Origin of the sequence: Roseitranquillus sediminis (assembly GCF_016918935.1) — a bacterium.
In the GTDB taxonomy this organism is placed as follows: domain Bacteria; phylum Pseudomonadota; class Alphaproteobacteria; order Rhodobacterales; family Rhodobacteraceae; genus Roseitranquillus; species Roseitranquillus sediminis.
This window is the reverse complement of the sequence record NZ_JAFFOB010000019.1, coordinates 197,904-222,766: the sequence shown is the minus strand read 5'-3', so window position 1 is coordinate 222,766 and position 24,863 is coordinate 197,904. Positions and strand designations below refer to the sequence as shown.

Genomic DNA, 24,863 nt, shown 5'->3' with positions numbered 1-24,863 from the left:
AGGTTGACACTTGCCGCATCCCTCACTCGCTCCAAGGTCCATCGACAAGATGGCCGAGTCCACCATGCCGCGGCTGTGGCTTCTGCTCGTCCCTGCGCTCCTGCTTCTTGGGGCCGGGATTATTGCGCCGTTGCCGCAGACGGGCCCGTTCCTCCTTGCGGCGGGCAGCGCGGTCCTTGCGGTTGCGGCAATAATGGGGGTATTCGGGCTCCGGCGCAGGCAGGCCAAGCGGGAGCTCTTTCGCGCCGTCGCAAGGTTCGTCGAGCACGACAAGACGCCCACCTTCACGACCGACGGCGAGGGGCGCGTCGGCTACCGCAACGCCGCGGCGGTCGAGCGCTTCGGCGACAACGTCGAAACGCTTCTCGGTGCGCTCGGGGACGCCTTCGCCGCGCCGGCCGCGGTGCTCCATCGCCTGCAGGAGCAGGCCGCCAGCCGGGGCCGCGCGGAGGAGGAGGTCGTCACCCGCCAAGGCCGCATCAGGCTGAACACGCATCGCATGGGCAGGGACGGTTTCCTGTGGCGGCTCGAAGATCTCGCCCTCGACGGGGGTGGGAGGGGCAGCGACGACGCGGCCCTGCCGGTGCTCGCGGCCTCGCGCACCGGCACCATCCTCTACCGCAACACCGCGATGCGCGAGGTGATCGGCGATTGCTCAAACACCCTGGACGAGGTCTTCCCCGACCTGCCGCTCCGCTCTGGCGAGATTCACGAGGTGACAGGGCCGGGCGGCGCGAGGCGGTGGACGGTCGTCGAGACAGCGAGCGCGGCAGGACGGCGCGAGGTTTATCTGCTGCCGGCGCGCACGCTCGCCACAGCGCCTGACCGGCAGCTCTTCGACGCGCTTCCGGTGCCGCTCCTCGAGATCGCGGCGACCGGCGAGGTCGAGATGGCTAACCGGCTCGCCCGCGACCTGCTGGCCGATCAGATGGCTGTGGGGACGCCGATGTCCTCCCTCGTCGAAGGTCTGGGGCGGCCGGTCGGCGAGTGGATTGCGGATGCTCTAGAGGGACGCGGCCTGAACAAGCCAGAGGTCGTCCGCGCCTCGCGTCCCTCCAAGGAGGTTTACCTCCAGATCACGCTGGGCCGGATCGAGCAGGAGGGCGAGCCAATGCTGGTCGCGGTCCTGAACGACGCGACCGAACTCAAGACGCTCGAAGCACAGTTCGTCCAGAGCCAGAAGATGCAGGCGATCGGCCAGCTGGCCGGCGGTGTGGCGCACGACTTCAACAACCTGCTGACGGCCATCAGCGGTCACTGCGACCTTTTGCTGCTGCGGCACGACGCTGGCGACCCCGACTACTCGGACCTCAGCCAGATCGCGCAGAACGCGAACCGCGCCGCGAGCCTGGTGCGGCAGCTGCTCGCCTTCTCGCGCAAGCAGAACCTCAAGCCGCAGTCGCTCGACCTGCGCGAGAGCCTCTCCGACCTCGCCCACCTGCTCAACCGGCTGGTGGGCGAGAAGGTGACGCTCGAGCTGAGTCACGATCCGGAGCTGAAGATGATCCGGGCGGACAAGCGGCAGCTGGAGCAGGTCCTGATGAACCTGGTCGTCAATGCGCGTGATGCGATGCCGTCGGGCGGCAGGATCGAGATCTCGACGAAGGTTCTGACGCTTCGCGAGCCCATGCGCCGCGACAGGGCCGTGGTGCCCACGGGCGAGTGGGTGGTGGTTCGGGTCGTCGACCAGGGCGTCGGCATTCCGCCGGACAAGCTGCCGAAGATCTTCGAGCCGTTTTTCACCACCAAGCGTACCGGCGAGGGCACCGGCCTCGGGCTCTCGACCGCCTATGGCATCGTCAAGCAGACCGGCGGTTTCATCTTCGCCGACAGCGTGCCTGGGACGGGGACCGAGTTCTCGCTCTACTTCCCTGCGCACGACGCGCCCTCCGAGCCCGAGGCGGAAGCTGCGAAGCAGGTGTCTGAAGCGCCGCGGCAGGGCGACGGGGTAGTCCTTCTGGTCGAGGACGAAGCGCCGGTCCGCGCCTTCGCCGGACGGGCCCTGCGGATGCGGGGCTATACCGTGCTCGAGGCGGAAAACGCGGAGGAAGCGCTGAAGCTCCTGGAGGACGAGACGCTGCGCGTCGACGTCTTCGTAACCGACGTGATCATGCCGGGGATGGACGGGCCGAGTTGGGTGCGCGAGGCGCTGAAGGCGCGGCCGGACACGCGGGTGGTGTTCGTTTCTGGTTACGCTGAGGACAGCCTTGCCGAGGACCAGGCGCGGATCCCGAACTCGAAATTCCTGCCCAAGCCGTTCTCGCTGACCGACCTGACGTCGACGGTTCATGCTCAGTTCGACGCGCTGGCCAAACGCGGCGATTAACCATGCTCTGCCGCGCATCCACGTGCGGCTTGCAATGTTCCTGTTACGGTCCCATAAGGGTTAACGGAACATCAAGTGAACATGGGCAGTCATTGCCGCTCGGCGGCTGCTGTGAAATAAGGATCGGCACCCAATGGCCACGGCGAACATCCTCGACATGACCGACAAGCGAAACAGCGACCGGCAGAAGGCGCTCGACAGCGCGCTGAGCCAGATCGAGCGGCAGTTCGGCAAGGGCTCGATCATGAAGCTCGGCGGTGACAACCCGATCGCCGAGATCGAGTCGACGTCGACGGGCTCGCTAGGGCTCGACATCGCGCTCGGCATCGGCGGCATCCCGAAAGGGCGCATCGTCGAGATCTACGGGCCGGAAAGCTCGGGCAAGACGACGCTGACGCTGCATTGCGTGGCCGAGGAGCAGAAGAAGGGCGGCGTGTGCGCCTTCGTCGATGCCGAACATGCGCTCGACCCGCTCTACGCGCGCAAGCTGGGCGTGGACCTCGATGAACTCCTGATCTCGCAGCCCGACACGGGCGAGCAGGCGCTGGAGATCACCGACACGCTGGTGCGCTCCGGCGCGGTTAGCATGGTCGTTGTCGATTCGGTCGCGGCGCTGACGCCAAAGGCCGAGCTTGAGGGCGACATGGGCGACGCGCAGGTAGGCGCCCAGGCGAGGCTGATGAGCCAGGCGATGCGCAAGCTCACCGGCTCGATCAGCCGCTCGAAGTGCACGGTGATCTTCATCAACCAGATCCGCATGAAGATCGGCGTCATGTTCGGCAGCCCGGAGACGACGACGGGCGGCAACGCGCTCAAGTTCTATTCCTCAGTCCGGCTCGACATCCGCCGTATCGGCTCGATCAAGGACCGCGACGAGGTGGTCGGCAACACCACGCGGGTGAAGGTGGTCAAGAACAAGGTCGCGCCGCCGTTCAAGCAGGTCGAGTTCGACATCATGTACGGCGAGGGGATCTCGAAGGTCGGGGAGCTGCTGGACCTCGGCGTCAAGGCCGGCGTGGTGGAGAAGTCGGGCTCGTGGTTCTCCTACGGTGACGAGCGTATTGGACAGGGCCGCGAGAACGCCAAGACCTTCCTGAAGGAGAACGCGCGCATCGCGATGGAGATCGAGGACAAGATCCGCGCGGCGCACGGCCTCGAGTTCGACATGGGTGCCGGTGACGACGAGGTCGGCGACGCGTTGCTGGAAGGCTGAGTGGCCGAGCTGCGACCGTCCCCTCCTGACGCGGGCGGGGGCGGTCCGCGCGCGTGTGGACAGGCGGACGGCGCGCGGCTAAAGGGGGCTGATCCCTGAACCCGGACCTTCCATGCCCTCGCTCAACGACATCCGATCGACGTTTCTCGACTACTTTGCCGGCAAGGGCCATCAGGTGGTCGAGAGCTCGCCGCTCGTGCCACGCAACGACCCGACGCTGATGTTCGTGAACTCGGGCATGGTCCAGTTCAAGAACCTGTTCACCGGCATCGAGACGCGCGACTACAAGCGCGCCACGACCGCGCAGAAGTGCGTGAGGGCCGGCGGCAAGCACAACGACCTCGACAACGTCGGCTATACAGCGCGACACCACACCTTCTTCGAAATGCTCGGCAACTTCTCGTTCGGCGACTACTTCAAGGATGCCGCCATCCCGTTCGCCTGGGAGATGGTGACGCGGGAGTACGGCATCGACCCGTCGCGCCTTCTCGCCACCGTCTTTCACACCGACGAGGAGGCGGCGGCGATCTGGCGCAAGGTCGGCCTGCCGGACAACCGGATCATCCGCATCGCGACCGACGACAACTTCTGGATGATGGGCTCGACCGGTCCATGCGGTCCGTGCTCCGAGATTTTCTACGACCACGGCGACCATATTCCCGGTGGCCCCCCGGGCAGTCCGGACGAGGACGGCGACCGGTTCATCGAGATCTGGAACCTCGTCTTCATGCAATACGAGCAGTTCGAGGACGGCACCCGCCGAGAACTCTCGGCGCAGTCGATCGACACCGGCATGGGCCTCGAGCGGATCGGCGCGCTGCTGCAGGGCAAGCACGACAACTACGATACCGACCTGATGCGGGCGCTGATCGAGGCGGCGGCGCACGCCACTTCGACCGAGCCGGACGGCCCCGGCAAGGTGCATCACAGGGTGATCGCCGACCATCTGAGGTCGACATCGTTCCTCATCGCCGACGGCGTGATGCCCTCGAACGAGGGGCGAGGCTATGTGCTGCGCCGCATCATGCGGCGCGCGATGCGTCACGCCCACCTGCTGGGTGCGCAGGAGCCGCTCATGCACCGGCTGGTCCCCGAGCTCGTGCGGCAGATGGGGCAACCTTATCCGGAGCTCGTTCGCGCGCGGCCGATGATCGAGGAGACTTTGAGGTCGGAGGAGACGCGCTTCCGCCAGACGCTGGAGCGCGGCCTGCGCCTGCTCGACGAGGAGCTGGCGGACCTGCCCGACGGCGTCGAGTTGCCCGGCACGACCGCCTTCAAGCTCTATGACACCTATGGTTTCCCGCTCGATCTCACGCAGGACGCGCTGCGCGAGCGCGGCCGCGGCGTTGACGTCAACGCGTTCCAGCAGTCGATGGAGGAGCAGAAGGCGAAGGCGCGCGCCGCCTGGGCCGGATCGGGCGAAACGGCCGACGCCGGCATCTGGTTCGACATCGCCGACCGCCACGGCTCGACCGAGTTCCTGGGTTATGACACGGAGACGGCGGAGGGACAGATCCTCGCGCTCGTCAAGGACGGCGCACCCGCCGACGAGGCCACGGCAGGCGAAGGCGTGCTGATCGTCGTGAACCAGACGCCGTTCTACGCCGAGGCTGGCGGCCAGGTGGGCGATGCCGGGATGCTGCGCACCGCCAGCGGTCGCGCGCAGATCACCGACACGCGCAAGACGGCCGGCGTCTTTATCCACTATGCCGAGGTGGTCGAGGGACGCGTCAAGACGGGTGAGGCGGCGGCTCTCGAAGTGGACCATGCGCGGCGCTCGACGATCCGGGCAAACCACTCGGCGACGCACCTGCTGCACGAGGCATTGCGGCAGGCCCTGGGGCCGCATGTTGCGCAGCGTGGCTCGCTGAATGCGCCGGACCGGCTTCGCTTCGACTTCAGCCATGCGGCGGCGCTCAGTCCCGATGAGGTCACTCAGGTCGAGCGGGAGGTGAACGCCTTCATCCGGCAGAATGCGCCGGTCGAAACCCGGGTCATGACGCCCGACGATGCCCGAGCTCTGGGAGCACAGGCGCTCTTCGGCGAAAAGTACGGCGACGAGGTTCGCGTCGTCTCGATGGGCGAGGCCGACACCGGCAAGGGTCCGGGCGGGCGCACCTACTCGATCGAGCTCTGCGGGGGCACCCATGTCCGGCGGACCGGGGACATCGGCGTCTTTGTGACGCTGGGCGATAGCGCTTCGTCGGCCGGCGTGCGTCGGATTGAAGCTCTGACTGGCGCGGCGGCGTTCGAGTATCTCGCCGGGCAGGGCCACCACTTGGCCGAAGTCTCGGCGGCGCTCAAGTCACAGCCGGATCAGGTGCCCGCGCGCATCCGCGCGCTCCTGGACGAGAGGCGGGCGCTGCAGAACGAGGTGGCGCAACTGCGGCGCGAGGCCGCTCTGGGCGGACCGCGGCAGGCGGAGGAAGCGGCGCGGCAGGTCAACGGGATCTCGTTCGTGGGGCAGGTGCTGCAGGGCGTCAGCGGCAAGGACCTGCCGGCGCTCGTCGACGAGCACAAGGCGCGGCTTGGATCTGGCGCGGTGCTGCTGATCACCGATGCCGGCGGCAAGGCGGCGGTAGCGGCCGGGGTTACGACGGACCTGACCAGCCGGATCTCGGCCGTGGATCTTGTACGCGCAGCGGTCGGGGAACTGGGCGGTAAGGGCGGCGGCGGTCGGCCGGACCTCGCGCAGGGCGGAGGCAAGGATGCGGCGAACGCGAGTGCCGCCATCGCCGCCGCCGAAAGGGTGCTGGAGAGTTGAGCGAGGGCTCGACGGGCGCATTGCGTTAGACTGGGAACGTCTCAAGATACGCGGCCAAAGGCAGGTTCCGCGCGCAGGTGAGCACGCGGACGACACTTTTCAAGCCGAAGAACCGCTTGCTGCCTGCTTTGAGGCCGCAGGATGACCATGCGCAGGATGCGGCGAACATTTGCGTCGCTATTGGAGCTCCGGAAAACGAAACGGCGCGTCGTCAGGACGGCCGGGCGTCGGGCGCGGGCAGCTGCGATCGGGACGGCAGCGCGGTGTGCCGTGGCTCGCCAACCTAAAATGCGCGGCTTTGGTGCTGCACTGCGATTTCGGTTGGTCTTGCTGACACGCGCATCCAGCGGCTCGGCGCAGCGAACGTCGCGGGCCGTTCCCTTGCATTGGAGCAGCGGCTGCGTGGAGAACCATCCGGCGGCGCGTTGATCGGCGGGCGACGGCGCTAGATCGACGGCAAGCTGAAGCGGAGGACCAGATGCCGGATGATCGGCCGATAATCGCATGGCTGCGGCGGGACCTGAGATTGGGCGATCACCCCATGCTGCACGCTGCCTTCGAGAGCGGCCGCCCAGTCATTCCCGTGTTCCTGCGCGACGAGGTGATCGAAGGTCAAGGCGCCGCGCCGCGTTGGCGGCTATCGTTGAGTATCGGCGCCTTCGGGCGCGAACTTGAGGCCATCGGGTCACGCCTCGTGCTTCGACATGGCCGCGCCGCCGAAGCTCTCGCACGGCTGGTGGACGAGACGGGCGCGGCGGCGATCTGGTGGACCCGCGCCTACGATCCCGCCTCTCGCGCACGTGACGAAGAGGTGGAGCGAGAAAGCAGCGTCGAGACGCGGGTGTTTCCGGGCCACGTGCTGTTCGAGCCCTGGTCGATCGAGACTGGATCCGGCGGCTACTACAAGGTCTACACGCCCTACTGGCGCGCGACGCGGCATTGGGAGGTGCAGGACCCGCTGCCGCGGGTGCCCCGCCTGAGGCCCCCCGAGCGCTGGCCCCGGAGCGATACCTTGAACGACTGGGCGCTGGGAGCGGACATGCAGCGCGGGGCCGAGGTCGTGGCGCGGCATGTCCGCGTCGGCGAGGCGGCGGCTCAGGACCGGCTCGCCGGCTTCATCGAAGATGGTATCGCCGACTACGAGGCGGGGCGGAACCTGCCCGCGGTCAATGGCACGTCGGGGCTGTCGGAGAACCTGACCTACGGAGAGATCTCAATCCGCACCTGCTGGCACGCGGCGCGGCGGGCGGAGGAAGAGGGACGCTCCGGCGCCTCGACCTGGCTCAAGGAGCTGATCTGGCGCGAATTCGCCTACCACCTGCTCTGGTACACGCCGCGACTCGTCACCGGTAACTGGCGGCCGGAATGGGATGACTTTCCGTGGCGCGACGACAATGGCGACGCGATGCTCTGGCGGCAGGGCAGAACGGGCATGCCCTTCGTCGACGCGGCGATGCGGGAGATGTTCGTCACCGGGCGGATGCACAACCGGTCTCGGATGATCGTCGCCTCCTACCTCACCAAGCACCTGATGACGCACTGGCGCGTCGGCTGCCGCTGGTTCGAAGAGTGCCTGACGGACTGGGACGTGGCGAACAATGCGCTCGGCTGGCAGTGGGTGGCGGGATCGGGTCCCGACGCGTCGCCGTTCTTTCGAGTGTTCAACCCAGCGACTCAGCTACAGAAGTTCGATCCCGAACGCGCCTATGTCGGTCGCTGGATCGCGGAGGGTCAGAGGCGGCCCGGCGAGGATGCGCTGAGTTATTTCGATGCGATCCCGCTGAGATGGAACATGTCGCCCGACGATGCCTATCCCGCGCCCTTGGTCTCCGCGGCCGCCGGCAGGCAACGCGCACTTGACGCCTACGCGGAGCGCAGGGACTGACGGCCAACTCGGCGGAGGCGCCTTCGGCGCCATTTCTTTCCTCTCGCGACCTCGCGGTCGCTCGGGTGGGTCTCGGCGGAGTTGCTGGAACTCACTTCGGCCGGTAGCTTCCTGATCGGGTTGGGAAAGGAGTGGGCATGCTCAGCACGACGGAGGGACAGGATGACCTGCCGCGCTATTTCGCACCGGTCTTCACCACGGCCTGCGGGATGGAGCGCGGGCGCCTCGACTTCGTCCTGCCGGACGGAAGACGGTTCCGCGCCGATGGACGCGAGAAGGGGCCGGAGGCGGAGGTAGTCGTGCACGACCCCGACCTTTTCGCGAGGCTGATCCGCGAGGGCGACATGGGCTTCTGCGAGGCCTACCTAGACGGTGGATGGTCGACGCCGGATCTGCAGGCCTTTATGGACGTGATTCACGTGGCGGGAGACGATCTCTACGACGGCTTCCCCGGCATGCGGGTCCTGCGCGCCTACGAACGTCTGCGCCACCTCCTGCGCGGCAACACGCGGTCGCAGGCCAAGCGGAACATCGCGGCGCACTACGACCTCGGAAACGACTTCTACCGCCTTTGGCTCGATTCCACGATGACCTATTCGTCGGCGAAATTCCAGACAGGCGAGGAGAGCCTCGAGGCGGCGCAGGCGGCGAAGTACGCCAGCCTGATCGACCAGATGGGCGTGCGCGAGGGCGACCATGTTCTGGAGATCGGCTGTGGCTGGGGCGGATTTGCCGAGTACGCCGCGCGCGAGCGGGGCCTTCGGGTGACGGGTCTAACCATCAGCCGGGCGCAGTTCGACTTCGCCCGGCAGCGGATCGCGAACGCCGGTCTGGTAGAACAAGTGGAGATCGCCTTCCGCGACTATCGCGACGAGGCGGGGCGGTACGACGGGATCGCGTCGATCGAGATGTTCGAGGCGGTAGGCGAGAAGTACTGGCCCGTCTATTTCGATGCCGTGCGCGAGCGACTGCGGCCCGGTCGCAATGCGACGCTGCAAATCATTACCCTGCAGGACCGGCGGTGGGAAGTTTATCGCCGCGGGGTGGACTTCATCCAGAAGTACATCTTTCCCGGTGGCATGCTGCCGAGCCCGACGGTGCTGCGCGCGGAGATCGAGCGGGCGGGCCTGAGGGTCGCGCAGTCGGTCGAGTTCGGCGAGAGCTACAGCCAGACGCTGAGACGCTGGCATGACGCCTTCACGATGCGCTGGGACGAGATCGCGAGCCTCGGCTTCGACGAACGGTTCCGGCGGATGTGGTCGTTCTACCTGACCTCGTGCGCGGCTGCGTTCCAGAGCGGGAACTGCGACGTCACGCAGATCACCGTGCAGCGCCCGGGCTGAGGATGCCGACATCCGCCAAGGCAACGGCCGTGCTCCTCTTCGCGAAGTTGTCTCCGGTCGTCGTACTCGCGATGCCGGAGCGGGACAGCGTGGCCGGCGTCGACGCGATCGGGCCGGCTACGGCGGTAACGGCTGCGTCTCGAGTTCTTTACACGCGACGCATGCGATGCTCCTGCGCTCGCTCGATTTCGCCCCGAAGACCCGGTAGGGGCGGTGCAGGACGTGGTGGCGCTGATGGCGGCGTCGAGCGGCCCCCTGCTGCACCATGCTGCGCTGCTGCTGGTCGTCGCGCGTTGCCGGCCGGCTGGATCACGGGGAAGGTGGCGCGGCGGCGGTCTTGAGTCGAACCCGGGGGAGAGGTGATGGAGCGGGCATTCTTCTACGGCACGCTGCGCGACGACGATCTGCGTCGTATCGTGCTCGGCGCCGAGGTGGCGGTCGAGCCGGCGACCCTTGACGGCTTCGCGGTGCGCGCGACGGCGGATGTCCCCACCCTCGTCGCCAAGGAGGGCGCATCTGCGGATGGGTTGATGACGGCGTCGCTCGGCGAGGAGACGCTCCGGCGCCTGGAGTTCTACGAGGCGAGCTTCGGGCATGGACGTGAGCCTGCGCTGTTGGGCGGCATTCCGGTCATCATTTGGCGCGCCGATGTGGAGGCATCGGCCGTCGATCCGTGGCGGCTGGACCATTGGCAGGAGAAATGGGGGTCGATCCTGCGCGAAGCCGCGCGGGAGACGATGGAGTATATATCCAGCCGCTCGCCCGACTGGGTCGCCGGCCACCGCCCGATGATCCTGCAGCGCGCGGATTCGGCGGCCCGCGCCAAGGCAGTCCAGGCGCCAGCCGAGGTGCGGCGCGGGTTCGACGGCGCCGACGTGGAGGTTCGGGCGCACCGACGGCCCTACGCCGACTACTTCACGCTCGTCGAGCAGGACTTGCGCTTTCGCCGCTTTGACGGTTCGTGGAGCGAGACGGTGACGCGCTCGGGACTCATCGCGTCGGATGCGGTGACGGTGCTGCCCTACGATCCGAGGCGCGACGAGGTGATGCTGCTGGAGCAGTACCGCTACGGCCCATGGCTTCGCGGGGACGAACGCGCCTGGACGCTGGAGCCGGTGGCGGGGCGGATCGATCCGGGCGAGACGCCAGAGGCGACCGCGCTGAGGGAGACGCGTGAGGAGGCGGCGCTGGAGATCGCGCGGCTGGAACGGGTCGGCGGCTATTACGCGTCGACCGGGTGCCTCAGCGAGTACGTGCACTCCTATGTCGGCATCTGCGACCTTGCGGCGCGGGGCGGCGAGGTGGGCGGCGCTATGGCCGAGCAGGAGGACATCCTGAGCCACGTGCTCCCGTTCGCGCGGCTGATGGAGCTGGTCGCGTCGGGGGAGGCGGAGGATGCGCCGCTGCTTGTCACGGCGTGGTGGCTGCAGGCGCATCGCGCACGGCTGCGAGATGCTGCTGCGGCGTGAGCCGCTGGACGGCGCCCGGCGGAACGGGCATACCTGCCCCACGCAGTCGGAGGCGGAATGAGCATCGGCACCTACATCACGCGCGCGCTGACCTGGTGGCACGGCCAGACGATCGGCACGCAGCTTTTCACCTGGCGCAGCGGCGTGAGGGTCGGCGAGGATGAGGCCGGCAACGCCTTCTACCGAACGAAGGACGGCAAGCGGCGCTGGGTCATCTATAACGGCGAGTCCGAGGCGAGCCGCGTCAGCCCCGACTGGCACGGCTGGCTGCACCACACCTGGGACGAGCCGCCGTCCGAGCGGCCGCTGCGCCACCGGTCGTGGGAGAAGCCGCACCTGCCGAACTTGACCGGTACGACGCTGGCCTATGCGCCGCCGGGCTCGATCCGCCGGCCCGAGCCGGCATTGCGCAGCGACTACGAGGCCTGGACGCCGGAGTGATGCGGGAGAATCCGGTCGAGGTCGCAACCGGGGCGCTCGTCGTCCTGATCGCCGTGGGGTTTCTCGTCTACGCCGCGCAGTTCGCCGGCGGCAGCGGCGTCCGTGCCGCCAGTTATCCGCTCACTGCGAGCTTCCGCTCGGCCGAGGGCGTGACCGTAGGCACCGACGTAAGGCTCGCGGGCGTCAGCATCGGCACCGTCACGGGTCTGGCATTGAACCCCGAGACCTATCGGGCGGACACGCTCTTCGCCATCGACGACGGGGTGCGCCTGCCGGAGGACACATCGATTGCGGTGGCGTCCGAGGGCCTGCTCGGCGGGACCTTCATCGAGGTGCTGCCGGGCGGCTCGCCGTTCGACATCGATCCGGGTGGCGAGATCGAGGACACGCAGAGCGCCGTCAGCCTGATCACGCTCCTCCTGCGCTTCGTGACAGGGAGCGAGGGGTGAGGGCCGTTGCATTCGCCGTCGCGCTTCTCACGGCCCCGGCCGCGCAGGCGCAGGTGGTCGAAGCGCCGGGGGCCGTTCTGCGCGCGCTCGACAAGATCGACGGGCGTGTCGCGGACGTGACCGTGCACGTGGGGGAGACAGCCAGCTTCGGCCGCCTCGGCATCACGCTCGTCGAATGCCGGTATCCGTCGCAGAACCCTTCGGGCGACGCCTTTGCCTTGCTTGAGGTCCGGCAAGAGGAGGCGTCACTCTTCAAGGGCTGGATGGTCGCGTCGAGCCCGGCGCTGAACGCGCTCGATCATCCGCGCTACGACGTTTGGGTGATGCGCTGCAGCACGAGCTGAGGCGCCGGCGCCGATCCCGCGGCGCCGAATTCCGCCGGCAGGTCCAGCGCCTCGGCAAGGCGCAGACGGTATTCGCCACGCGAGATCTCGGTCGCACCGAGCGATCGCAGGTGCGGCGTAACGAACTGCGTGTCGAGCAGCATGAAGCCTCCCTGCACCAGCCGGTCGACCAGGTGGACGAGGGCGATCTTTGACGCATCGCGCATGGTGCTGAACATGCTCTCGCCGAAGAAGGCCGCGCCGATCGCCACGCCATAGACGCCGCCGACCAAGGCACCTGAGTGGCGGATCTCGACGCTGTGCGCGTGCCCTCGCCGGTGGAGCTCGGCGTAGAGCTGCCGGATCGTGTCGTTGATCCAGGTCTCCGGCCGCGCGGCGCATCCAGCCACCACGCCGTCGAAATCGGTGTCGTACGTCACCTCATAGCCGCCGCGCAGGATCCGGCGCCGCAGCGAGCGCGAGACGTGGAGGCGGTCGAGTGGGATGATCCCCCGCCGCAGCGGGTCGACCCAGAAGATCTCCGGGTCATCGCGCCGCTCCGCCATGGGAAAGATACCTGTGGCGTAGGCGCCGAGCAACAGGTCGGGAGTAAGAGCGCCGTCGGTCATGTCTGTCGCAGTCAGCCGGGGCGCTGCTCCAACCAGTGCTCCAGCCAATGGATGTCGTAGTCGCCGGAGAGGACTGCCGGCTCGCGGAGCAGCGCGTGGAAGAGCGGTATGGTGGTGTCCACGCCGTCAACGATCAGTTCCCCCAGCGCACGGGCCAGCCGCGACAGCGCCTCGGGTCGGTCGCTGCCATGCACGATCAACTTGCCGATCAGGCTGTCGTAGTAGGGCGGGATCCGGTAGCCGTCGTAAAGTGCGCTGTCGACACGCACCCCGAGGCCGCCTGGCGCGTGGTACTGGCTGATCCGGCCCGGTGACGGCGAAAAGTTGGGCAGCTTCTCGGCGTTGATCCGCACTTCGATCGCGTGACCCCGCGGCGTCAGCGCGTCCTGGTCGAACGACATGGGTTGTCCCGCCGCGACGCGGATCTGCTCGCGCACGAGATCGACGTCGTAAACCGCCTCAGTCACCGGATGCTCGACCTGCAGGCGGGTGTTCATCTCAATGAAGTAGAACTCGCCGTCCTCATAGAGGAACTCGATTGTGCCCGCACCGGCGTAGTTGATCGCTCCCACCGCGTCGGCGCATATCCGGCCGATGCGGGCGCGCGTCGCATCGTCTATGGCGGGGCCGGGCGACTCCTCCAGTACCTTCTGGTGGCGCCGTTGAAGCGAGCAGTCACGCTCGCCCAGATGCACCGCCCGTCCCTTGCCGTCGCCGAAGACCTGGATCTCTATGTGGCGCGGCTTGCTGAGGTACTTCTCGATGTAGACCTCGTCGTTGCCGAAGGCCGCCTTGGCCTCGGCCCGGGCGGTGCGGAAGGCGCGCTCGAGATCCTCTGCCGAGCGCGCGAGCTTCATGCCGCGCCCCCCGCCACCGGCCGTCGCCTTGACGATGACTGGATAGCCGCTCTCGTCGGCGACCGCACGGGCCGCGTCGAGGTCCGGCACTCCTCCGGCCGATCCGGGCACACATGGAACGCCGAGTTGCCGCATCGTCTCCTTCGCGGTGATCTTGTCACCCATGACGCGGATGTGCTCCGCTCGCGGGCCGATGAAGGTGAGCCCATGGTCCTCGACGATCTGCACGAAGTTCGCATTCTCGGAGAGGAAGCCGTAGCCGGGGTGGATCGCCTCGGCGCCCGTTATTTCGCAGGCCGAGATAATGGCGGGAACGCTGAGATAGCTTTGGGAAGAGGACGGAGGCCCGATGCAGACGCTTTCGTCCGCCATGCGCACGTGCATCGCGTCGGCGTCGGCCGTGGAATGGACGGCGACGCTGCGGATGCCCATTTCGCGGCAGGCCCGGACGACGCGCAGGGCAATCTCGCCCCGGTTGGCGATCAGGATCTTCGAGAACATTCAGTCGACGATCATCAGGGGAGCGCCGTACTCCACCGGCGCGCCATCCTCGATCATGATCCGGCGGACGGTTCCGGCCCGCGGCGAGGGGATGTGGTTCATTGTCTTCATCGCCTCGATGATGAGCAGCGTCTGTCCCTCTGTCACCCGGTCACCGATCTTCACGAACGCGTCGCTGCCCGGCTCGGCCTGCAGGTAGGCGGTGCCGACCATGGGCGAGGTCACCACGCCCGGATGGCTTGCCGGATCTTCGGTCTCGGCAGGCGCCGCGGCGGTCGGCGCCGGTGTCGAAATCGCGGGTGCCGCCGGGATGGGCACCGGCGGTGCGGGAGGCGCGGCGGGCGGCGGAGCGGTCAGGCGGCTGACCCGCACGTTCAGGCTGTCGTCCTCGGCGTATTCGCGTTTGACCTGCAGTTCCGTCAGGTCGTTCTCGCGCAGCAACTCCGCCAGCGCCCTGATGAAGGCGACGTCCGTCTCGTGGGTCTCTCTGGTCATCCGCGTCCCGATCGGTCCATTAGCGCCCGTCTGCCACGGGTCCGTTTCTCGATTGACGTGCTTATAGTCGAGGCAACGGACAGTTGAAAGTCATGCATGCCAGGACGGTCGCCACGGCACGCCTCATAGTTGTCCTGACACCGCACATGCCTCTCCTTGCGTCAGTTTCGGATTGCGCACACTGGGTTGCGCAGGGCAGGTAGAAGCCGTCACGCGGACAATTTTTGACGGCGATCCCAAGTCATGAGCATATTCAGTCACATCAGCTTCGTTTCCGTGCCCGTCACCGACATAGTTCGTGCACGCGACTTCTACCGGGACAAGCTTGGCCTGCGGGTCCTGACCGACGCACCCTTCGGCGACAGCCGCTGGGTCCTGCTCGAGGTGGCGGACTCCCGCACCCAGATCCATCTTGACGACAAGCCGGGCCGCAGCGTGTCCAAATCACGGCTGGCGCTGCCACTCGTGGTACATGACCTCGACGAGGCGCTGGAAGTCTTGCGCGACAACGGCGTCGAGATCGTGCAGGAGCCGAAATCGGCGGCCTGGAACCCGCTGGTAGCCTACGCCCTGATCAGGGACAGCGAGAACAACGTCCTGCTCGTCGCTGACGGATAGCCCGTGCCCTTCGCGCGTCAACGCCGAAGGTCGATGGTCGGCGGAGCCACCATGTCTACGGTGCGAAGCAGCAGGACATCGCCGCCGATCCGCGGAGACGTCCGCGGGATTTCCTTTGGGGCGTTGCGCTCGGCCCGCGCCGTCGCGGCGGGATCGTCCGGCCAGATCGCGCGTGCCCGCTCGAGGAACGTATGCTCGAACGTGGGCCGGGGTCCAGTCGGCGCGTCCGGATCCGCGACCGGGCGCGGCGTTTCTGCATGCGGCTGTACCTGCAGCCTCGCCTGGCTCGCCGGCTGGGCCGGATGAACCACGGCTCCAGGACCCGCGGCCAGCACCCGCCCAATCACTCCAATGTCAGTCATACCTCCGCTCCGTGCGCGAGGCCCCCAATCCACGGCGAAGATCGTCCTGACATTCTTAGCCGGCGGTAAATTGCGCCGGTGCATCCGCCGCGATGGTTAACGCCGGCAAGGGCGCCTCGGCTTGACTGGCCGAAGGCCTCTGCTAGCCTCGCCGCGACCTGACGATCACGGCCCTGCAACGCGGCCCGCGCGGCCGCTTCTGGAGACTTTCCATGGCGCTAGACCGGCCGAACGTGCCGAACGACCTCTCGGCATTCTGGATGCCTTTCACGGCCAACCGCCAGTTCAAGCAGGCGCCGCGCATGTTTGTCGCGGCCGAGGGCATGCATTACACTACCGCGGACGGACGGCAGGTTCTGGACGGCACCGCTGGCCTCTGGTGCTGCAACGCCGGCCACGGGCAGCCGCGCATCGTCGAGGCAATCCAGCGCCAGGCGGCGGGGCTCGACTACGCGCCCGCCTTCCAGATGGGCCACCCGAAGGCGTTCGAGCTGGCCAACCGCCTGCGCGACCTCGCGCCAGACCCGTTGAACCACGTCTTCTTCACCAATTCTGGGTCCGAGAGCGTCGACACCGCGCTCAAGATCGCGCTGGCTTACCATCGCGCGCGAGGCGAGGGCAGCCGGACCCGCCTGATCGGGCGGGCGCGCGGCTATCATGGCGTGAACTTCGGCGGCATCTCCGTCGGCGGGATCACCAACAACCGCCGCTATTTCGGGCATCTGCTGGCGGGCGTCGACCACCTGCCGCACACGCAACTTCCGGGTCAGACGTTCACCCGCGGCCAGCCGGAGGAGGGGGCGCATCTCGCCGACGAGGTCGAGCGTCTGGTGGCGCTGCACGGCGCCGAAACCATCGCCGCCGTCATTGTCGAGCCCGTGGCCTGCTCGACCGGCGTCCTAGTGCCGCCAAAGGGCTATCTTGAGCGGCTGCGCGAGGTCACCGCGAAGCACGGCATCCTGCTCATCTTCGACGAGGTCATCACCGGCTTCGGCCGGCTCGGCGCGCCCTTCGCGGCCGACAGGTTCGCAACCGTGCCCGACATGATCACCTGCGCCAAGGGCCTGACCAACGGGGCGGTGCCGATGGGCGGCGTGCTGGCCAGCGACCAGATCCACGACGCCTTCATGCATGGCCCCGAGCACCTGATCGAACTCTTCCACGGCTACACATATTCCGGCTGCCCGATCGCGTCGGCGGCAGGTCTCGCGACGCTCGAAACCTACCGCGAGCTCGCGCTCTTCGACCGCGCGGCCGAGATTCAGAGCTACTGGGAGGAGGCGCTGCACTCGCTGAGCGACGCGCGCCACGTGATCGACATCCGCAACCTTGGCCTGATCGGCGCCATCGAGCTCGAGCCGATGAAGGGTGAGCCCACGCGCCGCGCCTTCACCGCCTTCCTCGACGCCTACGACCGCGGCGTCCTCGTCCGCACTACGGGCGACATCATCGCCCTCTCGCCGCCGCTCATCATCGAGAGGGAACAGATCGACCGCATCGTCTCCACCCTGCGCGACGTCCTGAGCCGGCTCGACTGAACCCGTGACTGCCCCCGCTCCAAACCTGCAGATCGACGGCGCCCGCCTCTGGGAGAGCCTGATGCAGATGGCGCAGATCGGGCCGGGCGTCGCCGGGGGCAACAACCGCCAGACGCTCACCGACGCCGATGCCGATGGTCGGGCGCTATTCCGCGAGTGGTGCGAGGCGGCGGGCTGCACCGTCGGCGTCGATGGCATCGGGACCATGTTTGCCCGCCGCGAGGGCACTGAGCCTGACGCCGCGCCGGTCTATGTGGGCTCGCATCTCGACACGCAGCCGACCGGCGGGCGGTTCGACGGTGTGCTGGGCGTGCTCGGCGGGCTCGAGCTGGTGCGGACGCTGAACAACGCGGGCATCCGCACCCGCCGGCCCGTCGTCGTCACCAACTGGACTAACGAAGAGGGCACGCGCTTCGCGCCAGCGATGCTGGGCTCCGGAGTGTTCATCGGCGAGCACGAGCTGGAGTGGGCCTACGACCGGACCGATGCCAACGGCCGGCGCTTCGGCGACGAACTGGGGCGCATCGGCTGGAAGGGCGAGGAAGAGGTCGGAGGCCGTCCGATCCACGCCTATTTCGAGCTCCACATCGAGCAAGGCCCGGTCCTCGAGGCCGAGGGCACGGACGTCGGCGTCGTGACCCATGGCCAGGGGCTCTGGTGGCTCGAGGTGCGGCTGACAGGGCGCGATGCACACACCGGCTCGACCCCGATGCAGATGCGCCGCGACGCGAGCCTCGGCATGGCGCGCGTCATCGAGTCCGCGCACCGCATCGCCATGGACCACCAGCCGGAGGCGGTCGGTGCGGTGGGGCACGCCGACCTCCACCCGAACTCGCGCAACGTGGTTGCCGGCCGCGCGGTGTTCACCATCGACTTCCGCACGCCGGATCTCGGCAAGCTCACCTCGATGCGCGAGCGGCTCGAGGCGGAGGCCCGGGAGATCGCCTCGGGGCTCGGACTTGAGATCGAGATCGAGCCAACAGGGCACTACGACCCCGTGACCTTCGACACGGGATGCGTGGGTGCGGTGCGCGAGGCGGCCCGGCGGCTCGGCTACAGCCACAGGGACATCGTGTCGGGCGCTGGGCACGACGCCTGTTGGATCAACCGCATCGCGCCGACGGCGATGATCTTCTGCCCCTGCAAGGACGGGATCTCCCACAACGAGGCGGAGGAGATCATGCCGGACTGGGCCGCGAAGGGGACCAACGTCCTCCTGCACGCCGTTCTCGAGACCGCCGGCATCGCAAGCTGAACCGGCGCCGGGAGGGCCGTTTTCTTCGCGCCGGGAACGGCTAGACTTCGATCTGCGGCACCGCGTCGGCGTTCCTGAGTCGGACGGGGCCGCGGACGCCAGCGACAGGACAGTGCCGCCTTGCCCCGAACCGCACTCACCGGAAGCCGGATCCGCGACCGGAGGCTCGATCGAAAGATGAGGCAGGCGGACCTCGCGCGCCAGGCAGGCATATCGGCCTCATACCTCAACCTCATCGAGCACAACCGGCGCAGGATCGGGGGAAAGCTGCTCAACGACATTGCGCGCGCGCTCGACGTGGAGCCGGCAGCCCTGTCCGAAGGCGCCGCGGTCGACCTGATCGCGACGCTGCGCGACACCGCCGAAGCCTCGCGCGCAAGCGAACCGGAGGTCGACCGGGTCGAGGAATTCGCCGGACGGTTCCCTGGCTGGGCAAGGCTGATCGACACGCAGGCACGTCGCATCGAGGCGCTCGAACGGAGCGTCGAGGCGCTGAGTGACCGACTGACCCACGACCCGTTCCTGCAAACGTCGTTGCACGAGGTGCTGTCGAAGGTCACCGCGATCAGGTCGACGGCCGCAATCCTGACGGAGGCCGCCGGAATCGACCCGGAGTGGCAGGCGCGGTTCCACCGCAACCTGCACGAAGACAGCCGCAGCCTAGCCGAGAGCAGCCGCGCCCTCGTCGCCTACCTCGACACGACCGCCGATGTAGACCGAACGCGGCTGGCGCCGCACGAGGAGGTCGAGGCGTGGCTGGACGATCTCGGCTGGCGTCTGCCCGACGGCGCAAGCGCTGACGACATGCTGTCCGAGAACGCGTTCGGCTCCCGCGCCGGCCGCCTGCTCGCCCAGCACTGGCTCGGCCGCTTCGCGACCGACGCAGCGGCGATGCCGCACGAGCTCTATGCCGAGGCGAGGGCGGCGTCACCGGACCCCGCCGCGCTGGCCCGGCGCTTCGGCGTCGACGTGGCCGCAGTTTTGCGGCGGTGGGCGCTGGTGCCCGACGAGACGTCGAGCGGTCTCGTCATCTGCGACGGGTCAGGCACGATGACCCTGCGCAAGGCGATCGACGGCTTTCCGATGCCGCGTTTCGGCGCTGCATGCCCGCTCTGGCCTCTTTACCGGGCGCTGGCCGGGCCGGGCGTGCCCATCCGCTCGGTTGTCGAGCATCCGGGCCGGCGGCCGCAGCGCTTCCTGACGTTCGCCAGCGCCGCGGCCTCGCGTCCCGCCGGGTTCGACGGTCCGGTCGTGCACGAGGCGACGTTGCTGATCCTGCCTGATCCGCCGCCAGACGCACCCGCGGAGCCGATCGGCACCAGTTGCCGCATCTGCCCGCGCGAGGCCTGTGTCGCGCGACGCGAGCCTTCGATCCTCTTGGACGTTCTTTGACACGTCCTTGTCTTGGGGTGATACAGGTGCGAAAGGGGCGGAAAAGACCGCAAGGCGAGCCCCTGGGATCGGGAGGGGAGGTCGGCAATGGGCGGTACGGTCCTGCTGATCGAGGACGAGCCGAACATAATGGAGGCGATGCGCTTCATCCTGTCGCGGGACGGCTGGCACGTGCATTGCCATTCGGACGGCGCGACCGCGCTCGATGCGGTGCGTCAGCGCGACCCCGACGTGGTGGTGCTGGATGTGATGCTGCCCAACCGCTCGGGCTACGACATTCTGAGGGACCTGCGTGGGGATCCAGCCACCGCCGCGCTGCCGGTGCTGATGCTGACTGCACGCGGACAGAAGCGCGACCGCGAGATGGCCGAGCGGCACGGAGCGAGCCTCTTCATGACGAAGCCGTTCTCGAACGCCGAGGTGCTCGACTCGCTCCGCCATCTCCTCGGCCGTGAAGGCGCCGCGTGAACCGCTGTTCCTGGCGCGGCGCGGCTATCGCCGGCGCCGGATCATGGATGCGGCTCGGATCCTGCCCTACTTCGGACTCTTCCTCTTCATGCTGCCGGTGCTGCGCGGCGGCCACGCCTCAAGCATAGCTGTCAGCGCGATCTACCTCTTCGGTGTCTGGTTCGGCTTGATCCTCGCGGCCTTCGTGCTGTCCGGCCGGCTCAAGCGCATCGACCCCGAGGATGACGGCTGATGCTGTCGCTCCACCTCCTGCTCGCGGTCTGCCTCCTCTATGTGGGCCTGCTCTTCCTGGTCGCGTGGGCGGCCGAGAAGCGGGCGTCGCGAGGGCAGGCGGGCTGGCTGCGCTCGCCGGCGGTCTACACGCTCTCGCTCTCCATCTACTGCACGGCGTGGACGTTCTACGGCGCAGTCGGCTACGCGGCACGGTCCGGACTGGAGTTCATGACGATCTACCTCGGGCCGACGCTGGTGATGGTCGGCTGGTGGGGCGTGGTGCGCAAGCTCGTGCGGATCGGCCGGAGCCAGCGCATCACATCGATCGCCGACCTCGTCTCGTCGCGATATGGCAAGTCCAACCTGCTGGGCGCGCTCGTCACCGTCCTCGCCGTGCTGGGCTCGACCCCTTACATCGCGCTGCAGCTTCAGTCGGTCACGCTGTCGGTGTCGGTCTTCGCGGCCGAGGAGCCGGGTTTCATGCGCGCACCCGAGACGTCGGGGAGCGCGCTCTGGGTGGCGGCGGGGCTGACGCTCTTCACCATCGTTTTTGGCACGCGCAAGCTGGACGTGAACGAGCGGCACCATGGTATCGTGACCGCCATCGCGCTCGAGGCGGTGGTCAAGCTGGTGGCGCTACTGGCTGTCGGCGTCTTCGTCGTCTGGGGTGTGGCGGGCGGCGTCGCGCCAATGTTCGACATGATCGACACCTCGCGGCTTGCCGAGTGGCAGGTCCGGCCCAGCCGCTGGATCGGCTACACGCTGCTGGCAGGGGTCGCGTTCCTGACGCTGCCGCGCATGTTCCAGGTGCTTGTGGTCGAGAACCCCGACGAGCGCCACCTCGCCACCGCCTCGTGGGCGTTCCCGCTCTACCTCATGGCGATGAGCCTCTTCGTGCTGCCGATCGCGGTGGCGGGGCTGGCCGTGATGCCCGCCGGGTCGAACCCTGACCTCTTCGTACTCACGGTGCCGCTGGCGCAGGGGCGCGAGGGGCTTGCGCTGCTGGCGTTCCTCGGCGGCTTCTCGTCTGCGACGTCGATGGTGATCGTTGCGGCCATCGCGCTTGCGACGATGGTCTCGAACAACATCGTTCTGCCGATCTGGCTCAGCACGCGGTCCGGTGGCGGAGTACGGTCGGGCGACGTGCGCGAGGTGGTACTAGCCTCGCGCCGCCTGTCCATCGGCGCGGTGCTGGCGCTCGGATACGCCTACTACCGCGTCACGGGTGGCGGCGAGGCGCTGGCCGCGATCGGTCTGATCTCCTTTGTCGGCGTGGCGCAGGTCGCGCCGGCGCTGGTCGGGGGTGTTTTCTGGCGCGGCGCGACCCGCATCGGTGCGGTGGCGGGCCTCCTCGCAGGCTTCCTCGTGTGGGTCTACACGCTGTTCCTGCCGAGCTTCGGCGAGGGTGTGCTGATCCCAGCGGTGATGCTGGCCGAGGGTCCATGGGGCATTGGCTGGCTCAGGCCGCGGGCCCTCTTCGGCATCGAGGGCCTCGATCCGGTCGTGCACGCGATGTTCTGGAGCCTCTCGATCAACATCTGTCTCTTTCTCGCGGGCTCGATCCTGACCTTTCCGAAGCCGCTGGAGCGGCTGCAGGGGGCGACCTTCGTCAACGTGTTTCGCCACGCCGCCGAGCCGCGCGGCTGGAGCGGTGGTTCGGCCGAGGCAGAGGACTTGCTGATGATGGCGCAGCGCATCCTCGGCTCGGCCGAGGCGCAAGCCCTCTTCAGCCGCGAGGTCGCGCGGCAGGGCCGCGTGGGCTTCCTACCCGACCCGACGCCCGCCTTCCTCGAGCGGCTCGAGCGCGAGTTGGCGGGCTCGGTCGGCGCCGCGACGGCGCATGCTATGCTGGGCCAGATCATCGGCGGCAGCTCCGTCTCGGTAGAGGACCTGATGCGCGTCGCCGACGAGACTGCGCAGATCATGGAATATTCCGCCCAACTCGAGGCCAAGTCGTCCGAGCTCGAGCGTACGGCGCGGCAGCTGCGCGACGCGAACGAGAAGCTGACTGCCCTCAGCCACCAGAAGGACGCGTTCCTGAGTCAGATCAGCCACGAGCTGAGGACACCGATGACCTCGATCCGCGCCTTCTCAGAGATCCTGCGCGACGGTGCCGAGCTGGGCGAGGCCGATCGGCTCCGCTACACCGGGGTGATCCATGACGAGGCGGTCCGACTGACGCGGCTGCTCGACGACCTCCTCGACCTCAGCGTGCTGGAGAACGGTCAGGTGATGCTGAACGTCGCCGACACGACGTTGAGGCGCGTGATAGACAGGGCCGTATCGGCGGCGGGACTCGAGGCTGGCCGGGTGCGGTTGCGCCGTGATCTCGCCTCGGAGGCGGTGGCGATCCGCACGGATCCCGACCGCCTCGCGCAGGTCTTCATCAACGTCCTGTCCAACGCAGCCAAGTACTGCGAAGCCCCGCGGCCCGAACTCGCCGTCCACGTGCGAAGCGGACAGGGGCAGGTGACGGTCGACTTCATCGACAACGGCCGCGGCATCCCCCGCGAGGCGCAGAACCTGATCTTCGAGAAGTTCTCCCGCCTCACCGACCAGCGCGCGGCGGGCGGCGCAGGCCTCGGCCTCGCCATCTGTCGCGAGATCATGGCGAATCTCGGCGGCGACATCGCGTACCTGCCAGGCCAGGGCGGCGCGGCATTTCGCGTGACGCTGGCGACGGCCCGCGCGCAGGCGGCTGAGTGAGGGGCGTAACCCCGCATTAACGGCGTTCTGCCAGACCGGACGCAGGTTCCGGGACGGATGGAAGGCGGGGTGATGGTCAGCGACGGCGCGCTTCGAGCGATGCGGCGCAAGGCGGGCGAGGGGCGACCGGCGCCCGAGCTTGGCCGCATGACGACGCTGCGCGCCTGGAAGATTGCCGTTCCGCAGGCCGCCGACAAGGCCGCGTCGCTGGTTGCCATGACGCGCTCCGTGACGGAAGAGCGGGTGGTGCGCGACGCTCTGGTCGAGGATCTGCCGCCCGGCGCGCTCCTCACCCTGCTGGAGGGACCGGCGGAGCGTTACGGGCTCGCCATTCTCGATGCGCAGATCCTGGGCGGCCTGATCGAGGCGCTGACCTCCGGCCGTGTCACGGCGCGGCAGGCGGAGCCGCGCAAGGCGACCGCGACCGACGCGATGCTATGCGCCGACATGCTCGACGCGCTGCTCGAGGAGTTCGAGCGATCGCTGTCGCAGATGCCCGAGCCTCCTGCGTACAGCGGCTATCGCTACGCGGCGCCGCTGGTCGATGCCCGCGCGGCGACGATGACACTTGCGGAAGGGCCCTACCAGGTCTTCCGGCTCGAGCTGGACCTCGGAGGCGGCGCCAAGTGCGGTGCACTCACGGTCGCGTTCCCCGTCGCGCCGCAGTCCGGTGCGACGGCGCCGGACCAGCGGGCGTTTTCCGCAGCGTTTCAGGCTCAGATCCTCGGCGCTCCGGCCAGCGTCGATGCGGTGCTGCACCGTGCGCGGGTGCCGATTGCCACTGTGTCAGAGTGGCAGGTGGGCGACGTGGTGCCAGTGCCGCTCTCCGCTCTCGCCGCCGTCACGCTCGAGACGGCGGAGGGCGAGGTGCTGGCGACTGCGCGCCTCGGTCAGCAGGGCGGCTTCCGCGCGATCCGCATCGTGGCGCTCGGAGCGTGCGAAAAGCGCGACGGCGACGAGGCGTTTGAGGACGCCGCACCTGCCACAATGCGGGCGCTGCCCGCGGCGGCTGGCGGCAGTCTCGATCTGTCCGGAGAATGGAGCGGCGACGGGGTCGATGCGGACACTGATGCTCTGCCGCTCGATCTCGATCTTGGTGACTTCCCGCCGATGCAGATCGCAGACCTGCCCGACTAGCGGTTGCGCCGCGCCTCGAGTTGCGGCCGCAGGCCATCGAGCGCATAGCCTGCCTCGCCGGTCGCGGAGAGGATCTGGTCCACGCTCAGATCCTCGCGCCCCAACGCCCACACCACCGCGGAGCGTGTGCCCGAGCGGCAGTAGGCGAGCACCGGCCCCTCGGCCTCAGCCAGCACGCGCCGCTGCTCCTCGATGTTCTGCTCGCTCATCGCGCCGTTGCGGACCGGATTGTCGTGGAATCGCAGTCCCGCGCCCTCGACCGCGGCGCGGACGGCCTGCGAAGCGACCTCGTCCTGCACCTCCTCGTCTGGCCGGTTGCAGACGACGTCGGTGAAGCCGGCCTCCCGCAGTTCCTCCGCGTCACGTGGGAGGATCTGCGGCGCAACGGCGAATTCGGGTGTGATACGGGCGAAATCCATGCGCCTTTTCTAGCCGCCGGCGGTGGCACGGTCCAGTTCGCATTCTGCCTCTCAACGGGC

Annotated in this window: 22 protein-coding genes; 17 read left to right on the top strand and 5 right to left on the bottom strand. The window is 68.2% G+C overall.

Going from position 1 to position 24,863, the window contains the following annotated elements; all coding sequences use genetic code 11:
- Positions 1-49 precede the first annotated feature (49 nt).
- The 9 genes from JM664_RS14565 (at position 50) to JM664_RS14525 (ending at position 12,234) form a co-directional block, all read left to right on the top strand.
- A complete protein-coding gene (locus tag JM664_RS14565; protein ID WP_227420646.1) occupies positions 50-2,326 on the top strand; it encodes a hybrid sensor histidine kinase/response regulator in 2,277 nt (758 codons plus the stop codon).
- 133 nt (positions 2,327-2,459) lie between these two features.
- Positions 2,460-3,539, top strand: a complete 1,080-nt coding sequence (gene recA / locus JM664_RS14560; protein ID WP_319637545.1) for a recombinase RecA — start codon at positions 2,460-2,462, stop codon at positions 3,537-3,539.
- 112 nt (positions 3,540-3,651) lie between these two features.
- Positions 3,652-6,303, top strand: coding sequence for an alanine--tRNA ligase (alaS, locus tag JM664_RS14555; RefSeq protein WP_227420645.1), 2,652 nt, complete (start codon positions 3,652-3,654; stop codon positions 6,301-6,303).
- Between the two features lie 478 nt (positions 6,304-6,781).
- On the top strand, positions 6,782-8,188 hold the full coding sequence (locus JM664_RS14550; protein WP_227420644.1) for a cryptochrome/photolyase family protein: 1,407 nt from the start codon (positions 6,782-6,784) through the stop codon (positions 8,186-8,188).
- Positions 8,189-8,325: 137 nt separating this feature from the next.
- On the top strand, positions 8,326-9,531 hold the full coding sequence (locus JM664_RS14545; RefSeq protein ID WP_264465720.1) for a class I SAM-dependent methyltransferase: 1,206 nt from the start codon (positions 8,326-8,328) through the stop codon (positions 9,529-9,531).
- 362 nt (positions 9,532-9,893) lie between these two features.
- On the top strand, positions 9,894-11,000 hold the full coding sequence (locus tag JM664_RS14540) for an NUDIX domain-containing protein (protein WP_227420642.1): 1,107 nt from the start codon (positions 9,894-9,896) through the stop codon (positions 10,998-11,000).
- Between the two features lie 57 nt (positions 11,001-11,057).
- Entirely contained in the window at positions 11,058-11,441 is a 384-nt protein-coding gene (locus tag JM664_RS14535) for an NADH:ubiquinone oxidoreductase subunit NDUFA12 (protein WP_227420641.1), read from the top strand.
- Complete coding sequence (mlaD, locus tag JM664_RS14530) at positions 11,441-11,890, top strand: outer membrane lipid asymmetry maintenance protein MlaD (protein WP_227420640.1); 450 nt, start codon at positions 11,441-11,443, stop codon at positions 11,888-11,890. Before JM664_RS14535 ends, mlaD begins: the two co-directional genes overlap by 1 nt.
- Positions 11,887-12,234: a DUF2155 domain-containing protein gene (locus JM664_RS14525; RefSeq protein ID WP_227420639.1), complete on the top strand. Its 348-nt coding sequence runs from the start codon at positions 11,887-11,889 to the stop codon at positions 12,232-12,234. The genes mlaD and JM664_RS14525 overlap by 4 nt, the downstream gene beginning before the upstream one ends.
- Here JM664_RS14525 and aat read toward each other — a convergent pair.
- The 3 genes from aat to accB are packed head-to-tail and all read right to left on the bottom strand — an operon-like array spanning position 12,198 to position 14,695.
- Complete coding sequence (gene aat, locus JM664_RS14520; RefSeq protein ID WP_227420638.1) at positions 12,198-12,842, bottom strand: leucyl/phenylalanyl-tRNA--protein transferase; 645 nt, start codon at positions 12,840-12,842, stop codon at positions 12,198-12,200. The genes JM664_RS14525 and aat overlap by 37 nt on opposite strands.
- Before the next feature lie 11 nt (positions 12,843-12,853).
- The gene (accC, locus tag JM664_RS14515) at positions 12,854-14,200 is read right to left on the bottom strand and encodes an acetyl-CoA carboxylase biotin carboxylase subunit (RefSeq protein WP_227420637.1); all 1,347 of its coding nucleotides are present in this window, start codon (positions 14,198-14,200) and stop codon (positions 12,854-12,856) included.
- The gene (accB, locus tag JM664_RS14510; protein WP_227420636.1) at positions 14,201-14,695 is read right to left on the bottom strand and encodes an acetyl-CoA carboxylase biotin carboxyl carrier protein; all 495 of its coding nucleotides are present in this window, start codon (positions 14,693-14,695) and stop codon (positions 14,201-14,203) included.
- A 243-nt stretch (positions 14,696-14,938) separates the two neighbouring features.
- On the opposite strand from accB, the gene JM664_RS14505 reads away from it, so the two are divergent.
- The gene (locus JM664_RS14505; protein ID WP_227420635.1) at positions 14,939-15,313 is read left to right on the top strand and encodes a VOC family protein; all 375 of its coding nucleotides are present in this window, start codon (positions 14,939-14,941) and stop codon (positions 15,311-15,313) included.
- A gap of 17 nt (positions 15,314-15,330) precedes the next feature.
- Here the strand turns inward: JM664_RS14505 and JM664_RS14500 are convergent, their stop codons facing one another.
- Positions 15,331-15,675, bottom strand: coding sequence for a hypothetical protein (locus JM664_RS14500; protein ID WP_227420634.1), 345 nt, complete (start codon positions 15,673-15,675; stop codon positions 15,331-15,333).
- 212 nt (positions 15,676-15,887) lie between these two features.
- Between JM664_RS14500 and JM664_RS14495 the strand changes: the two genes are divergently transcribed.
- The 7 genes from JM664_RS14495 to JM664_RS14465 all read left to right on the top strand — a co-directional run bounded on the left by JM664_RS14495 (position 15,888) and on the right by JM664_RS14465 (position 24,384).
- The gene (locus tag JM664_RS14495; protein ID WP_227420633.1) at positions 15,888-17,213 is read left to right on the top strand and encodes an aspartate aminotransferase family protein; all 1,326 of its coding nucleotides are present in this window, start codon (positions 15,888-15,890) and stop codon (positions 17,211-17,213) included.
- 4 nt (positions 17,214-17,217) lie between these two features.
- Positions 17,218-18,468, top strand: a complete 1,251-nt coding sequence (locus JM664_RS14490) for a Zn-dependent hydrolase (protein ID WP_227420632.1) — start codon at positions 17,218-17,220, stop codon at positions 18,466-18,468.
- Between the two features lie 120 nt (positions 18,469-18,588).
- Complete coding sequence (locus JM664_RS14485) at positions 18,589-19,860, top strand: helix-turn-helix transcriptional regulator (RefSeq protein WP_227420631.1); 1,272 nt, start codon at positions 18,589-18,591, stop codon at positions 19,858-19,860.
- An 87-nt stretch (positions 19,861-19,947) separates the two neighbouring features.
- Positions 19,948-20,328, top strand: a complete 381-nt coding sequence (locus JM664_RS14480; RefSeq protein WP_227420630.1) for a response regulator transcription factor — start codon at positions 19,948-19,950, stop codon at positions 20,326-20,328.
- Positions 20,312-20,560, top strand: a complete 249-nt coding sequence (locus JM664_RS14475; protein ID WP_227420629.1) for a hypothetical protein — start codon at positions 20,312-20,314, stop codon at positions 20,558-20,560. Before JM664_RS14480 ends, JM664_RS14475 begins: the two co-directional genes overlap by 17 nt.
- Entirely contained in the window at positions 20,560-23,247 is a 2,688-nt protein-coding gene (locus JM664_RS14470; protein ID WP_227420628.1) for an ATP-binding protein, read from the top strand. Before JM664_RS14475 ends, JM664_RS14470 begins: the two co-directional genes overlap by 1 nt.
- A 72-nt stretch (positions 23,248-23,319) precedes the next feature.
- Entirely contained in the window at positions 23,320-24,384 is a 1,065-nt protein-coding gene (locus tag JM664_RS14465; RefSeq protein ID WP_227420627.1) for a FliM/FliN family flagellar motor switch protein, read from the top strand.
- Here the strand turns inward: JM664_RS14465 and JM664_RS14460 are convergent.
- Complete coding sequence (locus JM664_RS14460) at positions 24,381-24,803, bottom strand: TIGR01244 family sulfur transferase (RefSeq protein WP_227420626.1); 423 nt, start codon at positions 24,801-24,803, stop codon at positions 24,381-24,383. The two genes, JM664_RS14465 and JM664_RS14460, sit on opposite strands and share 4 nt — an antisense overlap.
- Positions 24,804-24,863 lie beyond the last annotated feature (60 nt).